Source organism: Mangrovibacterium lignilyticum (assembly GCF_010882175.1).
GTDB lineage: Bacteria > Bacteroidota > Bacteroidia > Bacteroidales > Prolixibacteraceae > Mangrovibacterium > Mangrovibacterium lignilyticum.
In genome coordinates, this window is record NZ_WKLH01000002.1 from 613932 (window position 1) to 638600 (window position 24669).

A 24669-nucleotide genomic window follows, 5' to 3' on the forward strand; every position below is an offset into this window, starting at 1 on the left:
ATTTTTCGTTTTTATTACTTGTGGAATTTCAATTTAAAATCGGTGTATAACAAGGCCGTTCACTTACAAGCGAGGTTCCCAGCCCGGTTCGTATTCGCGGCTCCAAAGGTCCATCGCATCCCGATCGAAAATCCGGCCGCTTTCGGTATCCACATCAAATGATTTTCCGATGCGGGAAGCAATATTTGCATAATGAGTCAATAGCTGACTTTTAGCACCCATATCAATTGGCGAATTCAGCTGACTGGATTTCCCCCGGATGACATTCAGGAAGTTCACGATATGATTATCCGTCATATCTCCGCCTCCACCAAGAGCGGTTCCTGCCTCAACAGTTGCCGACTGACTATCCCGAACCAACTTACCTCCCCTGTCGAAAAGTTTGTAGCCGTTTCTGTCAACATAAACCGTCCCCTCGGTTCCGTAAATAATTGTTCCCCGATCGGTTCCATAGGTCTTATATCCGTTGCGGCTCTTGCCGTCCCATACGATCATTTTATCTCCGGGAAACCGGAAACTGGCATCCATAGTATCATACATCTCCCAGCCATCGTTCAGGAAATGCCTTTTGGCAGCCTGCACCTCAACATACTCCGGGTAATCAACCTGCAACGCCCATCGGGCAATATCCAACTCATGAGTTGCATTATTCCCGGTTTCGGCTGTACCCCATTTCCATCCATACCAATGCCAATTATAGTCCCAGGTATTATGGCGATAAGCTTCGCGCGGAGCAGGTCCCTGCCACAATTCCCAATCCAAACCATCTGGCGCAGGAGCTACTGTCGGCACCGGCACCTGACCACGGGTATTCGAGTAAAAAGCAACTGCCCGGTACACATCACCGATCACCCCTTTGTGAATATCGGATATGATCTCAATTGTTTCCGCCGATGACCGCTGCTGGTTGCCCATCTGAACAATCCGATCGAATTTTTTCTGAAAAGCAACCAACAACTCTCCTTCTCGCGGACTGTGGCTGCAAGGTTTCTCCAGGTACACATGTTTCCCGGCCTCCATGGCCATCCAGGCCCCCGGGGCATGCCAATGGTCGGGAGTAGCATTAAAAATCACATCGACCTTTTTATCCGCCAACACCTCCCTGATATCGTTAATCAATACAGCTTCTCCGGATACCTTTCCATTCAAGTGGCGAGCAACGCGCTCGCGCTGCGATTGCATCACGTCGCAGATGTAAGCTAAATCAACATTATTGTTTTTATTTATCACCGACGAGTAGTATGCCCCTACCCGGCGTCCGCAGCCCATAAAAGCGACGCTGATACGTTCATTCGATCCAATTATGCGCGAGTAGCTTTTGGCCGACATACCAATGGCAGAACCTCCTACTGTAAGCCCGGCCACCCCCACTGCAGCCTTTCGTATAAAATCCCTTCTGGTTGAATTCATAATTTCAGGTTTATTGGTTTAGTTTTCTGATTTTTATACTACGAAAGTGCACCTCATTCCCATGATCCTGCAATAGAAGGTGACCCGACTGCCACGAGCCAAATCCTTCCCAAACAGCATATTTACTGCGTGCTACCAACGCATAAAAAGCCTGCGTTCCCCGCTCATAACTCAATACTTTGCGACCATTAAGCCAATGTTCTACATGTGAACCCACAAAATCATCGGCAGTAATATTGTTGCCTTTCAGCCATTCGTCGCGCCGAACCCCGCAGACTAAAATCCGCGCATGGTTCCATTCTCCCGGTTTATTGACAATCTTATTTTTGTGTGCTGGAATGAGGTCGTAAAGCGAAGCCACTGTTCGGTTACCGTCGGTCCCCAACTTTGCATCCGGATGGCGCTCGTCGTCCAAAATCTGGTACTCCAAACCAATAGCCGACTGATCAGAACCGTACTTTTCGGTGATGTAGTATTTGATACCACTGTTAGCCCCTTCAGTTATTTTAAAGTCGAGCTGAAATTCGAAAGTGGAATATTCATCCAACGTAACAATATCGCCGCCATTACCAGCCTCTGCACCATCTGCCGATTCAACAACCAACTCTCCGTTTTCAACATGCCAGCCTCTGCTTGGGAAGCTTTCTTTTCCGGCACCACGCCAGCCATCCGTACTTTTTCCGTTGAAAAGCAACTGCCAGCCCTGTGCCCGCTCCTGCGGTGACAAATAATTTGGAATCAGGTTAACCACCGGAATGTCGGTCCAAGGGCTTGCCTGAAGGTTTTCTGTTTTTATGCGAATATCTTTCCAGCGAATCTGACTTCCTTCCAACGCTTTGTCTTCTATACTGTGCACTTGCAGTGCGATGAATCCTTCGGCTGTCATGTCGTCCACCAAATCAGCACATGGAACCCCGTTAAGCCAAGTCCGGATTGAGTTTCCAATTGCTTCAATACGGTAATGATTCCACTCACCGCTTCGAAAGGCCTTCCGACCTTTGGAATTTTGCTCCAACGGATAAAGCCAACCCCTTCTGGCTTCGTCATAAATTCCGCCACTCCAAGCTCTGGGTGAAGGATCAACCTCGCACTGATAACCGTGGACCCGACCATTTTGATAATCCTTCGAACTCAAGCTTCTAACTTGAATACCCGAATTCATACGATCGTCAACCAAGAGGTCAAGTTCTAATATAAAATCGCTGTAAGTTTTGTTGGTTCTCAAAAATGAATTGGGGGTACCAAAAACAGTGGTGCCGACAATCTCACCGTTGGCAACCTCGTACTTTGCTTTGCCATTGATTTGCTCCCAACCGGAAAGATCCTTTCCGTTAAACAATTCTTCCCAGCCCGAATCCTGCGCATGTACAGCTAAAAAAAGAACGCAGATGAGACTTATAAGAAACATTTTCCTTTTCATAAGTGATCGTTTTAATATGTGTTTAGTTCGTTGATTTTGTATTACATATCCCAAAAGTAGATTCAACATCGGGAATCGAAGGACGTTTTTATTTCATTTTTAGGTGATATTGTTTCAATATCCTATTTTTACTGAATAACATACCTACATGAACCGAAACCGACCAACCGATAATTGCCCAAGACTTTTTGTGCTTGTGTTCTTTCTTTGGCTTATTGTGTTTAACTGCCAACGTTTATCGGCGCAGCACATCCGCTTCGATCATTTCGACACGCGCAAAGGGCTTTCTCAAAATAATATTTACAGTCTGCTTGTTGATTCCACCGGATATATCTGGATCGGAACATTGGAGGGAATAACCAGATTCGACGGCAACAAATTTGAAACCTACCGCTCTTTTCCGTCGCAAAGAAATACGCTGAAGGGAAACTTCATCAATAAGTTATCGGCCTGCCCGAACGGTAACATCTGGGTACATATTCGCAGCAAAGGCTTAAATCTGTACAATGCGCAGCAAGAAAAATTTCAACTATACAACGATACTTGCTTTTATCCCTCCAATATTTCGGAGTTGACAAGCATGGTTTCGCGTTCCGATTCTTTATTGTGGTTTACCGACAACTCGTCACTCTATCAATATAATTTGAATAAAAATCAAACCACAAAAATTGAAACACCATTTCCAAACGGAAGAGTTGAATACGCCGGAAGCCAAAATCTGCTATATTGGGGAAACGGAGGCCTGCTTTTTACCGATAATAAGCAGCAAGGAGCGCTAATCTCAAAATCGCCAGTCAGAATATTATCCCGCGTTTACAATGACTCGCTATGTGTTTTGTTCTCCGATTCTTTGCGACTTTTGAATGTGAAAAATCGGGTCATCACTTCATTGAAACCCAACAAGCAGTTAGACCAGATTTTGAGATCGAACACCATCTATTCAGCGGCCGGCTACAACAACGAGATCTGGTTGGGCCTTAATGACGGACTCGCTTTAATTACTCTTGAAGACAAACAGATTAAAGCTATATCGCGGTTTTCGTACGATGCCTTCAATAATTATTCGTTTCACGGGAAAGACGCGAGCAACCTGGTGTTCGACAAGAACGGAAATCTGTGGATTGGAACTTCGAAGTACGGCATTAATTTGTACGACCGAAGAAAGAATCTTTTCAATCACCACCAAATTTCCGTTTTGTCAAAATCAGATCAGGAAATCGATCCGGTACGGGCCATCTGCAAAACAAGAGACGGTAAAACATGGACGGGATTTGACAGGCTTGGAGTTGTCAAAATTCAGCCCGGGAACAGTCAGGTATTGTACTCTGAAATCCACTTCCCAAACAACGAAGTTAAACCGCTGGAAAACATTCGCTCGTTGTACGAAGATTCACAAGGCAACTTGTGGATTGGCAGCAGCCGAGGTCTGTGCATGTACAACAAAAAACGGGACCGAATCGAATCGCTCTTGCTACTCAACGAGCGCAATTCAATTTCAAACGGCTGGAACTGGCAGTTGCAATGCTATTTCATGAAAGAGTTTACACCAGGGAAGCTAACCATCACCAGTCCACAGGGAATTGGAATCGTTGATCTGGAAAATCTCACTCTGCAAATAATATCGATGCCTTCAAACTACATTACTGAATCGATCAGGAGTCTGGTAAAGGACAGTAGGTCAAATTACTGGTTTATTGCTGACAACAGGGGTTTGTGCAAACTGTCAAAAGATGGCTCCCTCCGGTATTTCACCCACGAAAAAGACAGTTTGACGGACAACAAATTATATACACTTGAATTCATTAACGATACGCTGTGGATTGGGAGCAATAACGGACTAATGGCATTTGATGTCAACAAAGAAAAAGTTGTTGCCAGCTATTTTGAAACAGACGGCTTGTCAAACAACCTAGTGTATAGTATCATTCAAGACACCGATCATCTGTGGATGAGCACAAACCGTGGAATTAGCCGGCTGAGATTGGCAGATCATTATATCGAAAGCTTTTTGCCGGAAGACCTTTTTATGGATGACGCGTTTTTTAAAGACAACAATGGCATCATCTATTTTGGAGGTTATGATGGGTTCATCAGCTTTAATCCAAAAGATATTTACAACTCACCGGTTTCACCCAAACTCATTATTAGCGAGTTATATATCAACAACCGCAAAATTGAAGTCGGACAAACCGTCGATGATCAACTAATTCTATCGAAGTCGCTACAATACCTTGATGCCATCCAAATGAGTTACAGTACAAACAGCTTTTCGCTAAACTTCGATGCATTTCCATTTAATTTCCCAGACGACACTTATTTTAGGTATCGATTCAAAGGATTGTCATCCAACTGGATATTGACAGCAAAGCACGAAAGTCGGGCCGTTTTCGCCAACCTGACTCCCGGAGAATACACGTTCGAGGTTGAAGCCAGTCACGACAAACAAAACTGGAGCGAACCCAAACACCTGGCTATTGCCATTATTCCGCCATTTTACCTGACAATGTGGTTTAAAATTTTGCTAATTGTAATTGTTATTGCCGTCGTTGTCACGATATTCAAGTTTCGTATTTACACGATAAAAAAATGGAACCTCCAGCTGGAAACACAAATCAGAGAGCAAACAAACTCCATAGAAGAACAGAAAAATAAGATCATTGCTCAAAAAGAGAAGATGGTTGAATTGAGCAATCAACTGCACGAAGCTGATCAGGCTAAACTAAAATTCTACACCAACATTTCGCATGAATTCAGAACTCCCCTTACAATCATCATGGGAAATATTGAAAGCCTCCGAGAACAGGGAGTGAATCAGTTTGTATTGGCCAATATTAAACGAAGCTCAGACCGATTGTTCAGGCTGGTCAATCAGTTTATCGATCTCCGAAAATACGACCAGGGGGAATTAAAACTTGAAGTCTCTAATTTCGACATCGTGAGCTTTGTAAAAGAAATCGCGGACTCCTTCAAAGAACTGGCTCTCCGAAAAAACATAAACATTGATTTACTGAATCCCCAGGAAAGGATTTTTGTATGGCTGGACAAAGACAAGACCGACAAAATCATTTACAATCTCCTGTCCAATGCCATAAAATACACAGACGCCGGGGGATCGGTATTTGTCAACTTGATGAAAAATGAAGATGAACTAATAATAAAAATAACTGACACCGGATGCGGAATATCAGAAACAGAACAACATAACATTTTCAAGCGGTTTTATCGAAGCGATAAAGTTGCAACCAATACAGAGGGACACGGAGTGGGATTAGCGCTGGTCAATGCACTTGTTGAGCTGCAAAAAGGGTCCATTGAGTGTGTCAGCAAAGAATCAGATGGAACGACCTTCAGACTGAGCTTTAAATTCGGAAAATCCCATTTCAAGGAATCTGAGCTCCAAACAGGCGAGCCCAAAACGTTAAGCCATGCAACCATTCCACCTCCTAACGTCAATTTGAATAACTTGAATCAACCGGGCGAGGAGATCTTAATTGTTGAAGACAACCCGGAACTCATGGACTATTTAATTTCTTTGCTCGGAAGCGTTTATAGAGTAAAGTCTGCATCAAACGGCAAAGAAGCCCTAAAATTAATCGACGAAAATATTCCGGACCTGATCATCACAGACCTTATGATGCCTGTGATGGATGGCATAACGCTTTCGAAAACTCTTAAGACAAAGATGAATACTCGTTTTATTCCGATCATCATTCTCAGTGCCAAGACAGACGAGGACTCCAAAATTGAAGGGTACAAAATTAATGTAGATGACTACATTGAAAAACCTTTCAATCCGAACCTGCTTTTGTCGAAGATACAAAGTGTTCTAAATACGCGGGGAGAAATCAGGAAAAACATTGCACAGTTTAGCGCCAACCAACAGAAAGAGATGAATCAGGGGGACAAACTACTTATGGAAAAGATTTTACTGCTATTGGAGAACAATTTCGCAAACCCGGATTTCAATGCAGACATCCTTGGGAATCTTTTAAACATGAGTCGCGTTACGTTTTATCGAAGAATGAAAAAACTAAATGGCGAAGGTCCCGGAGAGCTTATCCGTAAATATCGGCTCCAAAAAGCGGCTTCTATTCTCCAGGGAGGAAATAAAACAAGTACCGAAGTGAGTTCAGAAGTTGGCTTTCAAAGCATATCTCATTTCCGTAAAAGTTTCAAAGAGCAATACGGGGTAAGCCCCAGCAAATTTAGATAAAGACAATCGATATGAAAAAATATAATAACTTTCAATACACCCCTTCGGCAGGTACAAAAAGATCAATTAATTAACAATGAACGCCTTGACCATTGTGCTTGCTCCGATTGAAACTCTTTGTACAAACAGTCAGTCTCACAAAGACAGCTTGCACAATCCCAACAACTTGCTCTCTTTTCTGATTCCTCACATTTAAAATCGTTCAGTAATTTACCAGATTTATAATCTCTCCGGTGACGAAAACGAACGTTATCATCGCGCAACCCGAGTAAACCACCTTTCGATTCAAACCAAAATTACTTCCGTATATTTTCTTATATTTGCGTTTCAACTTTTAAGTATTATTAAGGTATGACAGAGGCGGAATGCTTAGCTATTGAAGAAGCTATTGCTGACATTAGAGATGGAAAGCTGATTATTGTTACCGATGATGAAAATCGCGAAAATGAGGGTGATTTTATTGCTGCTGCAGAATTGACGAGTCCTGAAATTGTGAATTTCATGGCCACACATGGCCGAGGATTGATCTGTGCAGCTCTTACCGGGGAGCGATGTAAAGAACTGAATCTTAATCGCATGGTAGAAGACAACACATCGCCCAACACCACCAACTTTACCGTATCCATCGACTTGATCGGTCATGGATGTACAACTGGAATCTCGGCCAGCGATCGCTCGAAAACATTCAAAGCATTAACCGACCCGAATACAAAGCCTAAGGAACTTGGTCGACCTGGGCATATTTTCCCAATTATTGCACATCCCGGTGGTTTGCGCGCCCGACAGGGACACACCGAAGCAGCCGTATTAATACCGCGTCTGGCAGGCCTAAAACCTGCGGGCAGTTTGGTGGAAATCATGAAAGAGGACGGTACTATGGCTCGTTACGCCGACCTTTGTTTACTGGCTGAAAAAATGAACATCAAACTAATAACAATCAAACAACTACTTGAGTATATGGACGAAAAATCCATCGACTAAAAACCAAATAACAATGGCAATGCTCCCCAATCAACGTCGTGAAAAAATATTGGAAATGATCCGCGAAGACGGTCATGCAAAAGTTCTGCAACTCAGTAAAATCTTCAAAGTAACTGAAGTAACCATCCGGCAGGATCTTGAAAAATTGGAAAAAGACGGCTTTATTGAACGCGAACACGGTGGAGCTTACCTCAAGAATATTGGCATTAGCGTCAAAAACATCTCGCTGCAGAACCAGGAGCACCTCCACGAAAAAGCAGCCATTGCTAAAAAAGCTCTCGACTACATCAATGATGGAGATACCATTATTCTCGATTCCGGCTCAACGACAACCGAAATTGCAAAATTGATTAACGGCTACAAAAACCTCACAGTAATCACAAACTCCTTGAATATTGCACTGATTCTTGGTGCCGACCCGGAAATCAATTTGGTTTTAACCGGAGGTGAATTTAAAGCACCCACTCTTTCGCTGACCGGGCAAAAAGCTGCCGACTTTTTTAACGATTTACATGTCGACAAACTATTTCTGGCAACAGCTGGCATCACCCTTAAATCGGGGCTAACCTATCCTAGTATTAGCGACATTTGCGTTAAACGAAGCATGATTGAATCTGCAAACCTAGTATACTTGGTTGCCGACTCCAGCAAAATAGGAAAAAGCTCATTTGCCAGCTTGGGCGCACTTTCACTCATTGACGTTTTGATTACCGATTCGAAAATCAAAAAGGATGACATGAAGCTTTTCGAGGAAAATGATGTGAAACTGATCCTTTCTTAAATAAACAATTATCCAACTACTTAAATTCCTGTTTCTCGCCTAATCTTAATTGAATAATTTCAAATACGAATTATAAGCACAAATCCAAAGACTTTCTTTTGTTTTCGTTTATTTTCTTTTATTTTTGTTTTCGAAAATCTAACAAAACTGAAATAAACGCAAAAAATGAGTATGCAAGGAGTCTACATTCTGGCCATCGATCAAAGTACTTCCGGAACAAAAGCCATTCTTTTTGATCGTTCAGGAAAGCTGATTAACCGCAAAACTATAAGCCACGAACAGTATTACCCTCAACCAGGATTCGTAGAACACGATCCGATTGAGATCTACAACAATACTTGCACTGCCATTCACCAGGTGATAGCCGAAAAAAAAGTAAGCGAAGCTCAAATTACCGGATTATCAATTACCAACCAGCGCGAAACGGCCCTGATTTGGAACAAGAACACCGGAGAGCCAGTAGCCAATGCCGCTGTTTGGCAATGCCAACGCGGTGCAGAAATGTGCAAGCAGTTGAAAGCCGATGGACTGGAAGCAAAGATCCGCTCAAAAACAGGTTTGGTAATTGATCCCTATTTTTCGGCCAGTAAACTAAGCTGGATCATGAACAACACTGCTGGCTTAAAAGAACTGGCTCAGCAAGGCGAGCTGCTATTGGGAACAATGGACAGCTGGTTGCTTTGGAAACTAACCAACGGCAAAGTTCACGCTACCGACCACAGCAACGCCTGTCGCACCATGCTATTCAATATTCACACCCTGGACTGGGATGACGAATTAATTGAACTGTTTGGCCTGAATCGCAATATGTTCCCCGAGGTCCGTTTCAGTGACGAAATCTACGGATACACAACCATTTCGAATCTTTTTAAAAAAGCCAAACCAATTGCCGGACTAATTGGCGACTCGCACGCCGCTTTATTCGGACAGAATTGCTTTCAATCGGGAATGGCCAAAGCAACCTATGGCACCGGATCGTCCATCATGATGAATGTTGGACTCGAATGCCTCGATGCACCTGAAGGCCTGGTAAGCTCGATTGGCTATAGCTGTGAAAAAAAAGTGTACTATGTGTATGAAGGAAATATTCATTGCACCGGTGACACACTTAACTGGTTAAAAAACGATGTCGGCCTGATTCAGGACGCTTCCGAAACGGAATCATTAGCAACATCTGTTCCCAATAATAACAACGTTTACCTGGTTCCTGCATTTGTTGGGCTTGGAGCTCCTTACTGGGACAACCAGGCAAGAGCATGCCTTTCGGGGATGGGACGCAACACTACCAAGGCACATATCGTTCGTGCCGCCTTGGAAAGTATAGCCTTCCAGGTGAACGACCTAATAAGCCTGATGGCTAAAAAAGGAGGAATTCAACTCAAAGAACTTCGGGTCGACGGAGGCCCAACACGCAATAAATTCCTGATGCAGTTCCAATCTGATTTATTAGGGCAACAAGTAGCTCCCTCAAAAATCGAAGAAGCATCAGCACTGGGCTCAGCTTATATGGCCGGTCTGGCTTTTGGTTTCTGGAAAGATCAAAAAGAACTCGAAAACCTTCGCGACGAAAGTCAAACCTTCAATACAACAATGAATAAAGATGAAGTTAGCGCTTTAGTGAAAGGCTGGGAAACAGCAGTGAAAAGAGCCCGACTAACTGAATAGACAATTGCAATTATAAAATCAAACAAAATAAATCATGGAAAAGAAACACACCTTTGGCGTAATTATCGCGACAAGAAATATTTTCAACTCGCAATTGGCAGTTAATGCCCGCGCAAAAGTATTAGCAAAATTAAATAGCATGGGTTACGACCATGTGATTCTCGCGGAGTCGGAAACACCAACCGGAAATATTGAAGGATACACCGATGCTGTTAAGTGCGCAAAGCTGTTCAAGGAAAACAGCGATAAAATTGACGGGATCCTGGTTGTTTTGCCAAACTTTGGCGACGAACTCGGCGTTGTGAATTCCATTAAAATGTCCGGTCTTACCGTACCAGTATTGGTTGTAGCCTGCGACGACGACAACGACAAAGTTGATGTGAAAAGCCGCCGGGATGCTTTCTGCGGAAAGCTTTCTGTTTGCAATAACTTCTACCAGTACGGAATTAAATTCACCGATACCATTTATCACACTTATAACTTAGACAGTGCTGAATTCACCAAAGACCTGCTGAAATTCGCCGGCATTTGCCGCGTGGTCAAAGGCCTGAACGGTCTTCGTGTTGGAGCAATCGGAACCCGCCCTATCGGATTCCAAACCATGCGCTACAGTGAGAAGCTGCTTCAAAAATACGGCATCACAATCGTTCCTGTTGATATGTCGGAAATTATTGCCGCGGCTGAAAAAATCGACGAAAACGATCCGGCTGTTGTAGCCAAAGTAAAAGCCATTCAGGCTTACGGAAGCTGCGCCATCACCGCGCAAAAGAAAATCGCAAAACAGGCCCGTTTCGGTTTGGCTGTTGAAAACTGGATCAACGATAACGACATTGACATCTCTGCCCTGCAATGCTGGGAATCAATCGAGAAGAACTACGGTTGTGCCGCTTGCGTCACCATGAGTATGATGGGTGAAAAACTGATGCCATCGGCCTGCGAAGTTGATGTTGCAGGAACCATCTCCATGTACGCGCTGGCTTTGGCCGCCGAAACACCATCAGCAATTCTGGACTGGAACAACAACTTTGCTGAAGACCGCAACAAAGTGGTCTGCACACACTGCAGTAACTACCCCAAATCATTCTTCCAAAACGACATCGAAATTGGCAGTCTGGATGTGCTGGGAACAGTTTTGGGTAGCGAAGATACTTTCGGAGCAGTCAAAGGAAAAGTTGCTGCCGGCAACATGACTTACTTCCGGATCTCAACAGACGATGTAAAAGGTACAATCAAAACATATTTGGGCGAAGGCACAATGACCGACGATCCTTACGGAATGGATGGCGGTATTGCCGTTTGTGAAATCCCGAACCTGCAAAACCTAATGAAGTACATGTGTAAAAACGGATTTGAACACCACGTTGCCATGGTTCGCGGACATGTATCTGAAATTCTGGAAGAAGCCATTGGCAACTATCTCGGATGGGATTTATACACCCACGAATAACATCTAAAGTAGAAAATTGAATGAAAAGATTTAGTGACATTGAATTGATGCTGAAATCGGTTCACTACCGCAAAGCATTACTCAAATACATCAAAATAGCTAAAGCCGGACATACGGGTGGAAGCCTCTCCAGTACAGATATTCTAAACGTTTTGTACAATGACGTATTGAACGTGTCGCCTGAAAATTTTGGGGATCCGAATCGTGATCGCTATGTGCAAAGTAAAGGACACTCCGTCGAGTCGCTTTATGTGGTGCTGGCCGATAAAGGGTTCTATCCTGAGAGTGATTTGGAAACGCTCTGTCGGTTCAAGTCGAAATATGTTGGTCATCCAACCCGGAAAGTGAATGGCATCGAGTTCAACACCGGTGGACTAGGCCATGGACTACCCATCAGCGCCGGCATTGCACTTGCCGGCAAAAAAGACAAGGCGCCCTACAAGGTGTTCACACTGCTCGGCGACGGCGAGTTGGCCGAAGGATCGAACTGGGAAGGCGCCATGATGGCAGCCCACTACAAGCTGGATAACCTGACCGCTATTCTGGACCACAACAGCTTACAGATCACCGGCCGCAACAGAGATGTTTGTTCTCCTTACCCAATCGACAAAAAGTTTGAAGCTTTTGGCTGGAAGGTTGTGATTGTTGACGGAAACAACATTCCGGAGCTTCGCAAAGTATTGAATGCGACTCCGGCTGAAGAGGGAAAGCCAACATTGGTCATTGCAAACACGGTAAAAGGCAAAGGCGTTAGCTATATGGAAGACGTAAAAAAATGGCACCACGGTGTACCTTCTGATGAAGAATACAAACAAGCCATCGCCGAACTGGATTCCCAGGAAGCTGAATTGAAAAAACAACTTGAAACTGTTAACTCATAAACTGAAAATAATGAGCTTAAAAGCATTAGAATTAGGGAAAGCAAACCTCGAGGAATTTTCAGCAACAATGATTGAGTTAGCAGAAAAGGACTCTAAAATACTGGCGGTTACCAGCGACTCTCGAGGATCAGGAAAACTGGTGTCTTATGCCGAAAAACTGCCCGAACAAATTGTTGAAGTTGGTATTGCCGAGCAAAACCTCGTTGGCGTGGCAGCAGGCCTTGCGTCGACCGGCAAAAGCGTATTTGCGGTTTCGCCGGCTTGTTTTCTGGCGACCCGCTCACTCGAGCAAATCAAAAACGATGTAGCCTATTCGAACTACCCGGTTAGCCTGATTGGCATTAGCGCCGGAGTTAGCTACGGAGCTCTTGGTACAACTCATCACTCGCTTCACGATATTGCCGCCCTTCGTGCAATGCACAACATGCAGATTGTGATACCTGCCGACAACTTCGAAACACGGGAGGTCATTACTTACGCCGCTCAATCAGAAAAGCCAATCTTCATTAAGTTTGGGAAGAAGAATATGCCCCACCTGCCGCGCGTGAATAAAAAATTCGAGATCGGCAAGGCATCGGTGATTTGCGAAGGCTCCGATGTGGCTTTCATTGCTTGTGGCGAAACGGTAGCTCCGGCCTACGAAGCAGCCCGCTTGCTCGAAGAGAAAGGCATTTCAGCAGAGGTGGTGAGCATGCACACCATCAGTCCACTGGACGAGGCTGCGATTTTAAAATTGGCCTCGAAATGCAAAGCGATTATTACGGTCGAAGAACACAGCGTGCATGGTGGCCTGGGTGAAGCCTGCGCTGCAGTGCTGCTTCAAAATCAAGCCATCGTACCGTTCAAGATTGTCGGCATACCCGACGAAGATACCGTTCCCGGCTCTCAGGGGGAAATCTTCGACTATTACGGAATTTCGGGCGAAGGATTGACTAAGACAGCATTGAATCTGTTGAAGTAAATCGCCCGTAATAGATAGAAATAAAATCGCCTTTTCAAACCTAATTCGAATTTAAAACCAAAGAACTGCCGGTTTTGCTTTGCCTGCCTGGTAAGATGCAAAACCGGCATTCTCTCTCTACACCTTACCCAAAAGAGTAATTTTATCGTTCATATCCGACTATTATGCAACGAATACCAAGCGAACAAATTTTGAAATAACTTTTCATCAAACTAACCAAACCATGCGAAACAGAATCCTTCTTTTTGCTCTCTTGATCTATTCAACATTCAGCTGTACACCCAAAAAGCCAGAATCTCGGGTTGGCCTTTACCGCACTTTTGAACAGTCGTTGGAAAACACCACGCCTTATTCAAATAAGTTTACCGGTGTTGAGCTAAAATGTACGTTTATCGCTCCATCAGGGAAAAAGACGAAGTTTATCGGCTTTTTCGATGGTGACGGAGCTGGAGGTGGCGACAAGAAAAACGGTTCTATCTGGAAGTTTCGCTTCATTCCTGATGAAATCGGCGCATGGCACTATCAATGGAAATGGAGCGATAGCACACCCGGCGGAGAAGATCGATTTATATGTGATACAACCAACGCGGGCAAAGGTATCTTACGGGCTTACAGCAAAAATCCGCGTTGGCTGGCCTATAACGGCACCGAGCCGGTTTGGCTAAAATCGTATTACGAAAGCGGACACGGCTCTATTGCACAACCTTTCGACTGGATCACCACCAACGTTTACCAACCAATGATTGACCGCGGGTACAACCACCTTATGGTGAACTGGCTGCTTTCACTTTGCTGCTTCACGCAAATCTACCACGACGGTCCCGCCCCTGCAACACAAGATCTGACACTCTACGAAGATGGCAAAGCTTCGGAAACAATGCGTCTTAATGTGTGGCAACTAATGGAACAGCATGTTTCGTGGCTTAACGACCGAAATGTCGGGCTACACCTGTTTTTGGGATTTGACGGAAGTAAAAACGATGGGCCTGAGTGGTCGAATTTGAGCGAAGAGGAAAAAGATTTTCTGGTGCGTTATACGGTTGCCCGTCTGGCCCCGTACGCCAATATTGCGGGCTGGGGATTTGTATGGGAAGTTCCCGGTGACCGTGAATACTCAGAATTGGGATGGGCCCGGCTTATTCAGAAATACGATGTGTTCGATCACCTCCGAACATACGAAGATGAACATCCGGTAGAAAACGAGTACAACCGACCGGAATACAATTTCGCCGCAATCGAAAACCATTCTATTTTCTCTGATGATCGTGATGCTGACCGTCCCTACTGGAAGGACGCATGGACACATCATCAGGCTTGTTTGGCCGGTTATGTACCAGGCAAACCGGTTTACATGATTGAAGGCAATGCTCTATGGAGGCGTTTCTGGCAACAGCGAACGAAAGCCACACGCGACGATTTACGCCAATCGGCATGGGCCTGTGTTACCGCCGGAGCATCATTCAACTGGTGTGGGCACGCTGGAGAAGATTCCCTCGTGGCTTTCGGCCCCGAAGGCTTGCCCTTTTTTGGCGATGATAATCCTTATGCCGCGTCTGCCCGCCAAATAGATCTGCTGAGCGAAGTAATGAATCGCGAAGTACAGTTTTACACCATGAACCCGGCCGACTCATTATTGGCCGACTGCGATGAAAAACATGTTTGGTGTCTGGCTGAGCCCGCCCAACAATATTTGGTATTTTCGACAACAGGAGATTCCTTCAAACTTCGATTGAACCAAGGAAATTACACCGACAATACCTGGATGAATACGATAACCGGAGAAAAACAAAACATTGCTCCGATCACTCTGAAAAAGGATAAATTAGTTTCGTTTAGCCCTCCCGATCAGCAATCCGACTGGCTTCTACTTGTACGCAGAAAGCAGAACGAATAAAACCATTAAGCCTACAGTAACTTAAACTAATTTTGGTTACCATTTAAGGATAATTTTCAACTCAAAACAAGCATCATGAAGCGAAATCGAAAAAAGCAAGCCTTACAATTTTGTTACCTGATTACCCTAACATTCCTGCTAATTTCCTGCCAATCCCCAATAAATAAAAATACACAAACCCAGAATGACACCCGCTTTCGAGTGATTGTCTCGAGCGATATTGGCGGCACAGACCCTGATGATTTTCAGTCGATGGTACACCTGTTTCTGTATGCAGATGTGATCGATTTAGAAGGGATTATATCCTCGGCTTACGGTCCGGGGCGCAAACAACACATACTGGCCGTAATTGATGAGTATGAAAAAGATTACCCAAATTTGAAAACCTATTCGGATCAATACCCCACGGCAGATTCACTTCGTCAAATCACCAAACAAGGCGCCGAAGAAATCGCCGGCTATAGCGGGGTCGGCAAACCAACCGAAGGCTCAAAGTGGCTTATCGACTGCGCGCGTCGCAACGATGACCGACCGCTTTATGTTCTGATATGGGGTGGCATCGAAGACTTATCTCAGGCATTGCACGATGCTCCCGACATTCTGCCCAGGTTGCGTGTATACTGGATTGGAGGTCCCAACAAAAAATGGTCACCCGACGCCTACCAATACATGGTCGACAATCACCCCAATTTGTGGATTATTGAATCGAATTCAACATACCGAGGCTGGTTTACCGGTGGCAATCAATCAGAAGCGTTGAACAACAACGGCTTTCCAGCCCAGTCAATTGCCGGCCGTGGCGCCATAGCCAACTTCTTCATGACTCAATTGGGAGGAACCATCAAAATGGGCGATACACCTTCTTTGGCCTGGCTGCTGAACGGAAACCAGGAAGATCCCACACAACCGGGATGGGGCGGCCAATACATTCGGGCATGGGAGCGCCCTCACTACCAGCTCACTCAAATGCCGGAAGAAAAAGACAGGATGCAGGAATTTGGTATTATGGAACTTTCATTGCCAATAAAGCAGCAGACGCAGGAACAACCACAAGCCTTTCTAAAAGTCGACAACCAGGCACTGACGGGGTATTTCCTCGGTGACGATTCAGTGCGCTTTCGTTTCTCGCCTAAAAGTGCCAAAGTTTTCCAATTTTCAATTGACAGTAATATCGAGGAACTAAACGGGATGACTGGTAGCATAACTGCTTTCATTCCTTCGGCTAAGCTCGCAAATCAACCAGCAGCGGATCTCCCCAATTGGTGGACAGACAATCCGAACCCGGAATTTGCTGAAGGCGATCACATCGGAGCCAAAACAGTTAGTCGCTGGCGTGAAGAATTTCTAGCGGATTTCGCCAAACGAATGAACCGATGCAAAACCCCAAAACCTTCAGAATAAAATGAACTGATTCAGCCGGTTCGTTATATTGAAAAATACGCAGAACACAGGAGCACCCGGATAGTGATCCTATTATTGAAACTACATCTTGCGATGCATGCAGGTTTTCATCTGGCACAAATCACAGTGATAGTCCCGGTACTGCACGTCAGAACCGACACCGATAATTCCGCTAATCGATTTTATCGGATGCATTAAGGCTGATGGCGTTAGCGAAACACCTCCTGTTTTACCCTCAAAAAGAGAAAACAACGCATGCTGGTCGGCCACATCCCAATGACAGTAGCCCGGGCTGTACCGATTGGTAATTTGCATCCCTTGTGCCTGAGCCTCGGCTTGAATACGCTCCTGTAACCGATCGGCCACTGCTTCTGCAATGGCTGATCCGAAAACATTCAGCACATAACCATAAACAGGATCATCACCGCGCAAAAGTCGGTCGGCTTCTTCGGAAATGGTTTTGCCGGCTGTGCATATAAACAGGGCAGCATGGCTTGATTCTCTTAACTCTCCGGTAATTGTTTTGCCCGGCTTCAGCTTCACCCCCTTTAGATGCAAAGAGCGCCCGTTGGTCAGAAACTGCGAAGGTTCAAACAGTTGATAGGAACCGACAATATCGTTTACTGATGAAGCAAGATTTTGCGCTTCACTCAGATAAAAAGGAAAGGGTTCGGGCATCGCATCAAGGGGATAGCCCAGTTCCCGGGAAATGAATTCTTCATCCAGTTCCAATTCTTCAAAACGAAAGGATATTTCGTAAATCATAGCCGACAATATTCATCGTATTTAAGCTGTAAGTTAACGCTTTTATCAAACTGCCCGATCAACACCAATTCGGTGCTGCCTGCCTGCTGATCCAACTCTTTAATTTCGAGCTGATCGAAAACAGCCTGCATGAAACCCTGCTTTCCATTTTCGAGTCGAACAAAACCCTTGGCACGAAAACATGCTCCGTTCAAGTTCTGAACAAACGAGCGCAGTGCTTTTTCGCTAATACTTTGTGCACTTTTAATTACGACCGACTCCACATCAGGGCGCCCGCCGATCGCCTGTTCAACCATAAAGAAACGTGGTTTTCCGCTCAGCTCGTAATCTTCAATTTGTCCGTGCCGGGCCTCGACCAAAGCCGAGAATGGATTCATCTTTTGAATGTCGGTTTTCAGTTCATTCAAATCCCCGTCGTACAGGTCAAGCTTATTCAACAGTACAATATCAGCACTGCGAACTTGATGTTCCAGACGCAATTTTAAAGCCGGAGCCCGGTCGAAATGTTTCGCATCAACCAGGCACCAAACTTTATCCAAATATATTTTTCCGCGTAATTTTTCAGATTGAAAAACCTGCCCAACCCCAAGGGTATCAGAAAGACCGGAAGCTTCCATCAACAGCAGATCAGGCTTTACCTGATCAACAAACTGACGGAGCGAATCGATGAACGATCCCAGCAAACAGACACAAAAAACCGATCCATTATTCACTTCCAGCATCTCGCAACTAAAATCGGCTTTCAGCTCCTGCCCATCGATATTGACAGGCGAAAATTCATTTTGAATAACCGCCACTTTTTTCGACTGAGACAGGTATGGCCAATAATGTTTCAGGAAAGAGGTTTTGCCACTTCCCAGAAAGCCGGTAATTAATTGCAAGGGAATACTCATACGGCCAGTTCTTTTTCGAATGCCTCAATAATGGCAGACTTCGGTGGGATCTGGCTAATAAAGGCCACCTTACCATTCACACAAGTAGTTGGCACATTCTGAACGCCCAACGCCATCATCATGCGAATACCATCCACATTTTTGATTTTGTGTTCGATGACTTCTACTGCTCCATCAAAATCGGCAGCCGCTTGTTTTACCGCTTCGACCATGTATTGGCAAGGAGCACACGAAGCTGAATCAAGTGTAATAATATCGACCACAATTTTGTCGTCGGCAAAATGTCCATCCAGACTCATTGGTTCCAAAGAAGCCACATGCTCCATTTCGCGGGTAGCTTGTTGTGCATACTCACTATAAACAAGCTCGGTTACCGCCTGCAGGTTTTCAACCGGCGTATCCATTGGCAAGTCGCATCCAGGAGCCAAAATAAATCCTTTTACGCCTCCCAAGTCGATACAGCTAACAGCTTCCTTTTTCGAATCCAGCTCGTTCCCAAGAAGCAGCACACTGGTCAGTTTCAGGTTTCCACCAAAACTAATTCCTTTGGCTAGCGCTGTTTCCTTCACAAAATCCAATGGAATATTTTCATCAATCGAAATATTATCGGGACGGCAGTCACACATCACTTCAATGTTTTGTTGCGCATGACCACACACGAAAAAAGAACTATACTTATCTTTCGAACGAACGAAGTCGAAAATTCGTTTGGCATAAGGGCTTACGAAAGTCTCGAAAGACATCGGATCAATCTGGCTGGTCATTGGATCAACTACGGCAATGACATCGCAACCGGAATCCAGTAACATTTCCGAATAGCGCATCCCCACTTCAGTGCAAAAATCCATTAGCTCAACTACATAATCGGGATCTTCAAACAACTTCATAAATATTTCAGTACCCAACAGGTGCAAGGCTAAAGTAAACGGTCCGGTAATTAAACCATACACACCCAATTCGGGGTACTTACCTTTAATGGCTTTGGTCGCCTCCAACACGACAGGAATACGACCATCGGTTGCTTCAGGCAGTTTTAAGTCGGCCAGAGGCGTACCTTCCAACAATGGATGTGAAATCACAGCCGGTGGATTTTCCTTACTCCACACCAGTTTACAACCCAAAATTTCTGCTTCAACCTGCAAGTCGAACACAATAGGAATACCATCAGGTTGATACAAGCTAATGGATTTCTCGATACCTTGTTTAATCAACTCCGCATCTTTCAAGTAAGTTTCTGCGTCAACACCGATAAGCTTTCCTCCATGAACACCCACAAAAGGCACCCAGGGTGCGCGTTTAGTTTCTTCCAGCTTAAAAGCCTTCTTTAATAATTCTATTCCGTTCATATTTTTGGCTTAAGCGGTTTGCTTGTTTAAGAATTCAACGACCCCTTGTGGATCGGGTGCGTAATAGTCGGCGCCGATTTTCTGACTAAAATCTGCATTTACCGGAGCACCACCAATGGTAACCAGTGTATTGGGATAAACAGCTTTAATTTCCTGCGTGATGCGTTCCATGTTGGCCATTGTTGTTGTCAACAAAGCCGACAAACCTACTGCGGCATCCGGATGTTCCTCCAAGGCAGCCAGATATTTATCTGTATTTACATCAATACCCAAATCAATCACCTTGTAACCATTACCCTCCAGCATCATGGCCACCAGGTTCTTACCAATATCGTGCAAATCGCCTAAAACAGTTCCGATTATAAAGGTTCCTTTTTGTTTGGCCTCGCCTGAAGCAAAGAAAGGTTTTAAATGGACCATCGCAGTACTCATTGCCTTTGCCGACATCAATACTTGCGGGACAAACACTTTGTTTTCGCGGAACTTCACGCCAACACGCTCCATTCCGGGCATCAGGCCCTTAGTTAACACATCCTGAGCAGCAACGCCTTGTTCAATTGCCTGACGTGTAATTTCATCGGCTCCGTCCATTCCTTTCATTTGTGGCGGAAACGGAGCAGCCTTATTGACTTTTCCAAACTCTACGCATTCCGAAAGTTGATTCAATAAATCACTCATATTTTATCAGTTTAATCAGGTTCTCCACAAATTTATCGGTGAAAACAGGCATAAAAAATAGTCCATTTTTTGAAAAAGATGTATTATCTTACTTTCTTCGAAAAATAAGAAAATACAAATGATAATAAAACGAAGATTTTCGAAAGTTCCCGACGTTATTCTGAGCGCACAGCGCCATGATGAGCTCACCCTGGACTTGTATTTATGCGAACTGACCGAATTGTTGATGGGTAAACAAACAATCCACAAACAGCTCACTCCCTTGAATGATTACCTATTAATATACTGCACTAAGGGCCATTTATTACTCTCCATTGCTTCCGACAGGGTTTGGATGCAGAAAGAGCAATTTTGTATCATCCCTAAGGGCTTTCAATACCATTTTGAAGTCGGAGAAAGCGAGCCGACAAATGTTTTCTTATGCTATTTTAACGGCTCCAAGACCAAGATACTTGAAAAAGAATTCACAGCGGTTCGAGACCTTGTTCCATCGGTAAACAACCTCGTTGCCAATCGCAAGATGCTGTTTGACGAGCTTTTTGCAAACCTGAGCAGAGGGTACAACAACGCGAACATGCACTATATAAACTTCACCTTTGCCCACCTACTGGCTACATTTGTATTTGCCTCGCGAACCGGGGATGATCTTTTGACCGAGGAAAACCCGATGGTTCAAAACCTGATTAGCTTTATGGAGCAGAATATTGAAAAGAAAATGACATTAAATGATTTTGCGCACGAAAGCGGCTACTCAATTACTTATTTGTCAACGATTTTCAGGCGGGTCACCAACTACAGCCCACTAAGTTACTTTTCACACCTGAAAATTAGCAAGGCCTGCGAATACCTTGATCAAACCAGTATGAAGATTAAGCAAATTGCCTACAAAATGGGCTACACAGACGCTTATTACTTCTCGAAGGATTTTCAGAAGAAAATGGGACTTTCACCCCGCGCTTATCGTCAAAGGCTGAAACAATAAAAAAAGCCAGCCGACTAAGTTGCCGACTGACTTAAAGCAAAAACCAATGTAGAAATTTATATTATTTCTATCTGTTCCTTAAGAATGAATTAAGATGTCCGCTATGATTTCACAAAGCGCAACACCTCCGTTTTGTTTGTAAATTCCACATTCACAATATAAATCCCGGTATTCATGTCAGGCAAACTAAACTCTTTCCGGTAATCACCGTTCACCTGAAGATTTAGTAGCTTCTTTTGAAGCACCCGACCTGAAACGTCAATGACCGTCACCGATTTAATAACATCGCCATTGCTGAACCCCACCAAGGTAAACGACGGGTTGTTAACCGGGTTAGGAACAACGTAAATATCGTTCAGTTTCTCCTGAAGGTCATTCATCCCGGTTGAAAAATCGGGCGTACAGCTTCCCTGGTTATTTGGCGTAAAAAATGCCACAACCTCTTTTGTCTTGCTGTCTCCATCTGCATCAGTCACTGTTAATATAAAGGACGCCATTCCACATGTCGCGCATTTAAATTCAGCGACATTGTCTGTAATCTCCACACTCCCGTTTGTTACATTGGCAGCAACAAATGAAGCAGTAGCCTCATAGCCTTTGAAGAACTCAGTCAAATTGATCGTAATTGGTTTGTTAACCGACTGGATAAAATGTGGTTTAGCCATCCATTGCAGGTAATCTTCCAACTCGGTATAACCGTCACTGTCAAGATCCTGATTGGCTTCAGAGTAATCACCTTCAACCGAATTTATATTTAGATTGTAGTAGTTTTCCCACCAATTAGGAAGGCCGTCTCCATCACTATCCCAGGATGCATCGCGGCTCTCTTCCGGGTAATCTTCCCAGCTACTAACATCCGCCTGATCATCGGGCAAGCCCGCTTTTCCGGAAACGCTGCCGGAGTAGGTGTATGTTCCGTTTAACGACTCATTAATCACCCGAACATCATGGTCATCGAGTTTCGGCTGAACGCATCCCACGTCAGACAAAACATCTTTGTAGGCTGCTTTGGCTGTCTGTGTTTCAACATAAGATTCGAAGAAAGGCTCGCTTACAAAGGTCTCCCAATCAACAATAGCACCATTCGATATCGTAAATTTTCGACCTTCGTCCTGGTTCGTTTCATCAAAATGGCCAGGCATCACATTGCCATCGAAATAAGCTCTTTGTGTTCCATTTCCCGTGCCTTCATGTTGCATGTTTAATGCATAAAAGAAATTAGTTGCCGCTCCCGGTTTATAATAGTTGCCTACAAAGTTGACTTCCATTGCTCCACCGTCGGTAGCCCGGTGGCCCCAGTTGTAAACCACATTGTTCCGTAAATCGAGTCTTCCCGCATAGTAACCGTTTCCGTCCAGCCCTCCGGCTAAACTCCAGTTACGCCCTTCGCAATGGGCCAGCAAGTTATGATGGAAGCTACCAACATCGCCACCAATACTGGCCGCATAGCCGTGAGCAGTACCTTCCGGATAATTCGGGTGACCAGCAACATTTAATGCTTCAGAAATCAGCGTTCGTTGCAGGCTGATATTTTTCCCCGAACGGGAACTAAATGCCTCATCAATCGTCCAGCTAATAGAGCAGTGGTCGATGATGCAGTTATTGCTTCCCTGCATCCCCATGCCGTCCAAGCCATGATCGTAATCACCAATATTTCCTCGTCTAACCCGAATATTCTGAACAATCGCATCGTTTGCTCCACTCAGACCAAAAGGTGCATCGCGCAGGCAAATTCCTTTTCCGGGAGCAGTTTGGCCAGCAATAGTCACATAACTACTCGCCAAAACCAAACGGGATTGTAATGTTATCAATCCTGAAACATCGAAAACAATTGTTCGGGGGCCGGTTTCATTTTCTATGGCATATCGCAAACTACCTTCGCCACTATCATCCAGATTGGTAACGTGTACCACTTTACCTCCACGGCCACCTTTAGCATAGCGTCCGTAACCTTCAGCTCCGGGGAAAGAGAGCTGAGCCAAACGAAATGACCATATATTTCCTTTGGTCAGTGTTCCGTCTTCCTTCTGTTCATCAATTCGCCAGAAATAATCGTTTTGCGTATTCAAGCCGGTCAATTGATATTCAGTTTCAGCTTGGGAACCTTTATACGCAGCATCATCTGTTGTCGCATCAGCCACTGTTGCTGAATCGGTAGCAAAATAAATTAGGTGCAAAGTCGCTTCATCATCGGCTGTCCAGCTAAGTGCCACCGATCCGTTATCGGCAACTACATGTTCGTCCCCATTTTCAGGACTTGGGCTGATGGCTTGGTCGAGCATATTTGGCGTGTTGAGCTCGATGCCGTTTACAACAACATTTTTAAAATCTTCGTCACCAGCTGTCTCTGCCCTAAACGTGATTGCAACATTTTCTGATTCCTGCACGGTAAAAGTCAGATAAACAATCTTAGCTTCGTAATTGGTAGCGGCTCGGATTGTTGGAACAACATTGTCCTCAACAAGCTCTCCGTTAACAAGAATATCGACAGGGCTAAACGTCCCCGCTGTCGGACTATCAACATTATTCAAATAAACCAGCAAGGAATGATCCCCGGCTTCAAGTCCGCTGATGGTCAATGTGATTTCACCTCCAGCATTGCCATTGTCTACAGTTACACCATCACTGACTAACTTTGCCGTGCCAATTCCGGCTTTATACCAATTACTTTTCAATCCAACTCCGGCTGCACCTGTCTTCTCCAAGGTAAAGCTAACACCGTCAAATGTCATGCTTACAGGATTTGTATAGCTAACCCAAGGCTCATAGCCAGGTGTGTTGGTTTCAGATTCACTTCTCCCGGCTTGGTTGAAGTCGATCTTTACAATTGGGCTTCCGGCCCACAGAGAAACTGAGAACATAATTCCGCAAAAAGTTGGAAAAACCCGCCTCGTCAGCATCTTTAATACTTGATATCTCATTAAGTTTAGTTTTGATTTGCAACGAAGGTT

At 44.6% G+C, this 24669-nt stretch carries 17 protein-coding genes; 10 read left to right on the top strand and 7 right to left on the bottom strand.

Going from position 1 to position 24669, the window contains the following annotated elements:
* Nucleotides 1-63: 63 nt before the first annotated feature.
* Nucleotides 64-1410 (bottom strand): Gfo/Idh/MocA family protein, encoded by a 1347-nt coding sequence (locus GJV22_RS09925; protein ID WP_163712414.1) that lies wholly within the window; start codon nt 1408-1410, stop codon nt 64-66.
* A gap of 10 nt (nt 1411-1420) precedes the next feature.
* A complete protein-coding gene (locus GJV22_RS09930) occupies nt 1421-2830 on the bottom strand; it encodes a 3-keto-disaccharide hydrolase (RefSeq protein WP_205461817.1) in 1410 nt (469 codons plus the stop codon).
* Nucleotides 2831-2978: 148 nt separating this feature from the next.
* Between GJV22_RS09930 and GJV22_RS09935 the strand changes: the two genes are divergently transcribed.
* From GJV22_RS09935 to GJV22_RS09975, 9 genes are all read left to right on the top strand, one after another.
* A complete protein-coding gene (locus GJV22_RS09935; RefSeq protein ID WP_163712417.1) occupies nt 2979-7043 on the top strand; it encodes a hybrid sensor histidine kinase/response regulator transcription factor in 4065 nt (1354 codons plus the stop codon).
* 351 nt (nt 7044-7394) lie between these two features.
* Nucleotides 7395-8024, top strand: a complete 630-nt coding sequence (ribB, locus tag GJV22_RS09940; protein WP_163712419.1) for a 3,4-dihydroxy-2-butanone-4-phosphate synthase — start codon at nt 7395-7397, stop codon at nt 8022-8024.
* Nucleotides 8025-8037: 13 nt separating this feature from the next.
* A complete protein-coding gene (locus GJV22_RS09945) occupies nt 8038-8805 on the top strand; it encodes a DeoR/GlpR family DNA-binding transcription regulator (protein ID WP_205461818.1) in 768 nt (255 codons plus the stop codon).
* Between the two features lie 165 nt (nt 8806-8970).
* Nucleotides 8971-10470 carry a glycerol kinase GlpK gene (glpK, locus tag GJV22_RS09950; protein WP_205461819.1) on the top strand — a complete coding sequence of 500 codons (1500 nt, stop codon included), beginning with the start codon at nt 8971-8973 and terminating at the stop codon, nt 10468-10470.
* Between the two features lie 34 nt (nt 10471-10504).
* Nucleotides 10505-11917 (top strand): L-fucose/L-arabinose isomerase family protein, encoded by a 1413-nt coding sequence (locus GJV22_RS09955; RefSeq protein WP_163712423.1) that lies wholly within the window; start codon nt 10505-10507, stop codon nt 11915-11917.
* A gap of 20 nt (nt 11918-11937) precedes the next feature.
* Nucleotides 11938-12798, top strand: a complete 861-nt coding sequence (locus GJV22_RS09960; protein WP_163712426.1) for a transketolase — start codon at nt 11938-11940, stop codon at nt 12796-12798.
* A 10-nt stretch (nt 12799-12808) separates the two neighbouring features.
* Nucleotides 12809-13759, top strand: a complete 951-nt coding sequence (locus tag GJV22_RS09965; protein ID WP_163712430.1) for a transketolase family protein — start codon at nt 12809-12811, stop codon at nt 13757-13759.
* 223 nt (nt 13760-13982) lie between these two features.
* Complete coding sequence (locus tag GJV22_RS09970) at nt 13983-15653, top strand: DUF5060 domain-containing protein (RefSeq protein ID WP_163712433.1); 1671 nt, start codon at nt 13983-13985, stop codon at nt 15651-15653.
* Between the two features lie 75 nt (nt 15654-15728).
* The gene (locus GJV22_RS09975; RefSeq protein WP_163712436.1) at nt 15729-17054 is read left to right on the top strand and encodes a DUF1593 domain-containing protein; all 1326 of its coding nucleotides are present in this window, start codon (nt 15729-15731) and stop codon (nt 17052-17054) included.
* A gap of 81 nt (nt 17055-17135) precedes the next feature.
* Here the strand turns inward: GJV22_RS09975 and GJV22_RS09980 are convergent, their stop codons facing one another.
* The 4 genes from GJV22_RS09980 to GJV22_RS09995 are packed head-to-tail and all read right to left on the bottom strand — an operon-like array spanning nt 17136 to nt 20736.
* A complete protein-coding gene (locus tag GJV22_RS09980) occupies nt 17136-17819 on the bottom strand; it encodes a vitamin B12 dependent-methionine synthase activation domain-containing protein (RefSeq protein ID WP_163712438.1) in 684 nt (227 codons plus the stop codon).
* Nucleotides 17816-18712, bottom strand: coding sequence for a CobW family GTP-binding protein (locus GJV22_RS09985; protein WP_163712441.1), 897 nt, complete (start codon nt 18710-18712; stop codon nt 17816-17818). Before GJV22_RS09985 ends, GJV22_RS09980 begins: the two co-directional genes overlap by 4 nt.
* Nucleotides 18709-20058 carry a uroporphyrinogen decarboxylase family protein gene (locus GJV22_RS09990; RefSeq protein WP_163712445.1) on the bottom strand — a complete coding sequence of 450 codons (1350 nt, stop codon included), beginning with the start codon at nt 20056-20058 and terminating at the stop codon, nt 18709-18711. Before GJV22_RS09990 ends, GJV22_RS09985 begins: the two co-directional genes overlap by 4 nt.
* Nucleotides 20059-20067: 9 nt before the next feature.
* The gene (locus tag GJV22_RS09995) at nt 20068-20736 is read right to left on the bottom strand and encodes a corrinoid protein (RefSeq protein WP_163712448.1); all 669 of its coding nucleotides are present in this window, start codon (nt 20734-20736) and stop codon (nt 20068-20070) included.
* Between the two features lie 118 nt (nt 20737-20854).
* On the opposite strand from GJV22_RS09995, the gene GJV22_RS10000 reads away from it, so the two are divergent.
* Nucleotides 20855-21718: a helix-turn-helix domain-containing protein gene (locus GJV22_RS10000; RefSeq protein ID WP_163712451.1), complete on the top strand. Its 864-nt coding sequence runs from the start codon at nt 20855-20857 to the stop codon at nt 21716-21718.
* A gap of 101 nt (nt 21719-21819) precedes the next feature.
* Here the strand turns inward: GJV22_RS10000 and GJV22_RS10005 are convergent, their stop codons facing one another.
* Nucleotides 21820-24639, bottom strand: coding sequence for a T9SS type A sorting domain-containing protein (locus GJV22_RS10005; protein WP_163712454.1), 2820 nt, complete (start codon nt 24637-24639; stop codon nt 21820-21822).
* Nucleotides 24640-24669 lie beyond the last annotated feature (30 nt).

Excerpts from the sequence above, each read along its gene's own strand:
- GJV22_RS09925 (WP_163712414.1), bottom strand. The coding sequence starts at position 1,410 with ATGAATTCAACCAGAAGGGATTTTATACGAAAGGCTGCAGTGGGGGTG.
- GJV22_RS09930 (WP_205461817.1), bottom strand. The coding sequence starts at position 2,830 with ATGAAAAGGAAAATGTTTCTTATAAGTCTCATCTGCGTTCTTTTTTTA.
- GJV22_RS09935 (WP_163712417.1), top strand. The coding sequence starts at position 2,979 with ATGAACCGAAACCGACCAACCGATAATTGCCCAAGACTTTTTGTGCTT.
- ribB (WP_163712419.1), top strand. The coding sequence starts at position 7,395 with ATGACAGAGGCGGAATGCTTAGCTATTGAAGAAGCTATTGCTGACATT.
- GJV22_RS09945 (WP_205461818.1), top strand. The coding sequence starts at position 8,038 with ATGGCAATGCTCCCCAATCAACGTCGTGAAAAAATATTGGAAATGATC.
- glpK (WP_205461819.1), top strand. The coding sequence starts at position 8,971 with ATGAGTATGCAAGGAGTCTACATTCTGGCCATCGATCAAAGTACTTCC.
- GJV22_RS09955 (WP_163712423.1), top strand. The coding sequence starts at position 10,505 with ATGGAAAAGAAACACACCTTTGGCGTAATTATCGCGACAAGAAATATT.
- GJV22_RS09960 (WP_163712426.1), top strand. The coding sequence starts at position 11,938 with ATGAAAAGATTTAGTGACATTGAATTGATGCTGAAATCGGTTCACTAC.
- GJV22_RS09965 (WP_163712430.1), top strand. The coding sequence starts at position 12,809 with ATGAGCTTAAAAGCATTAGAATTAGGGAAAGCAAACCTCGAGGAATTT.
- GJV22_RS09970 (WP_163712433.1), top strand. The coding sequence starts at position 13,983 with ATGCGAAACAGAATCCTTCTTTTTGCTCTCTTGATCTATTCAACATTC.
- GJV22_RS09975 (WP_163712436.1), top strand. The coding sequence starts at position 15,729 with ATGAAGCGAAATCGAAAAAAGCAAGCCTTACAATTTTGTTACCTGATT.
- GJV22_RS09980 (WP_163712438.1), bottom strand. The coding sequence starts at position 17,819 with ATGATTTACGAAATATCCTTTCGTTTTGAAGAATTGGAACTGGATGAA.
- GJV22_RS09985 (WP_163712441.1), bottom strand. The coding sequence starts at position 18,712 with ATGAGTATTCCCTTGCAATTAATTACCGGCTTTCTGGGAAGTGGCAAA.
- GJV22_RS09990 (WP_163712445.1), bottom strand. The coding sequence starts at position 20,058 with ATGAACGGAATAGAATTATTAAAGAAGGCTTTTAAGCTGGAAGAAACT.
- GJV22_RS09995 (WP_163712448.1), bottom strand. The coding sequence starts at position 20,736 with ATGAGTGATTTATTGAATCAACTTTCGGAATGCGTAGAGTTTGGAAAA.
- GJV22_RS10000 (WP_163712451.1), top strand. The coding sequence starts at position 20,855 with ATGATAATAAAACGAAGATTTTCGAAAGTTCCCGACGTTATTCTGAGC.
- GJV22_RS10005 (WP_163712454.1), bottom strand. The coding sequence starts at position 24,639 with ATGAGATATCAAGTATTAAAGATGCTGACGAGGCGGGTTTTTCCAACT.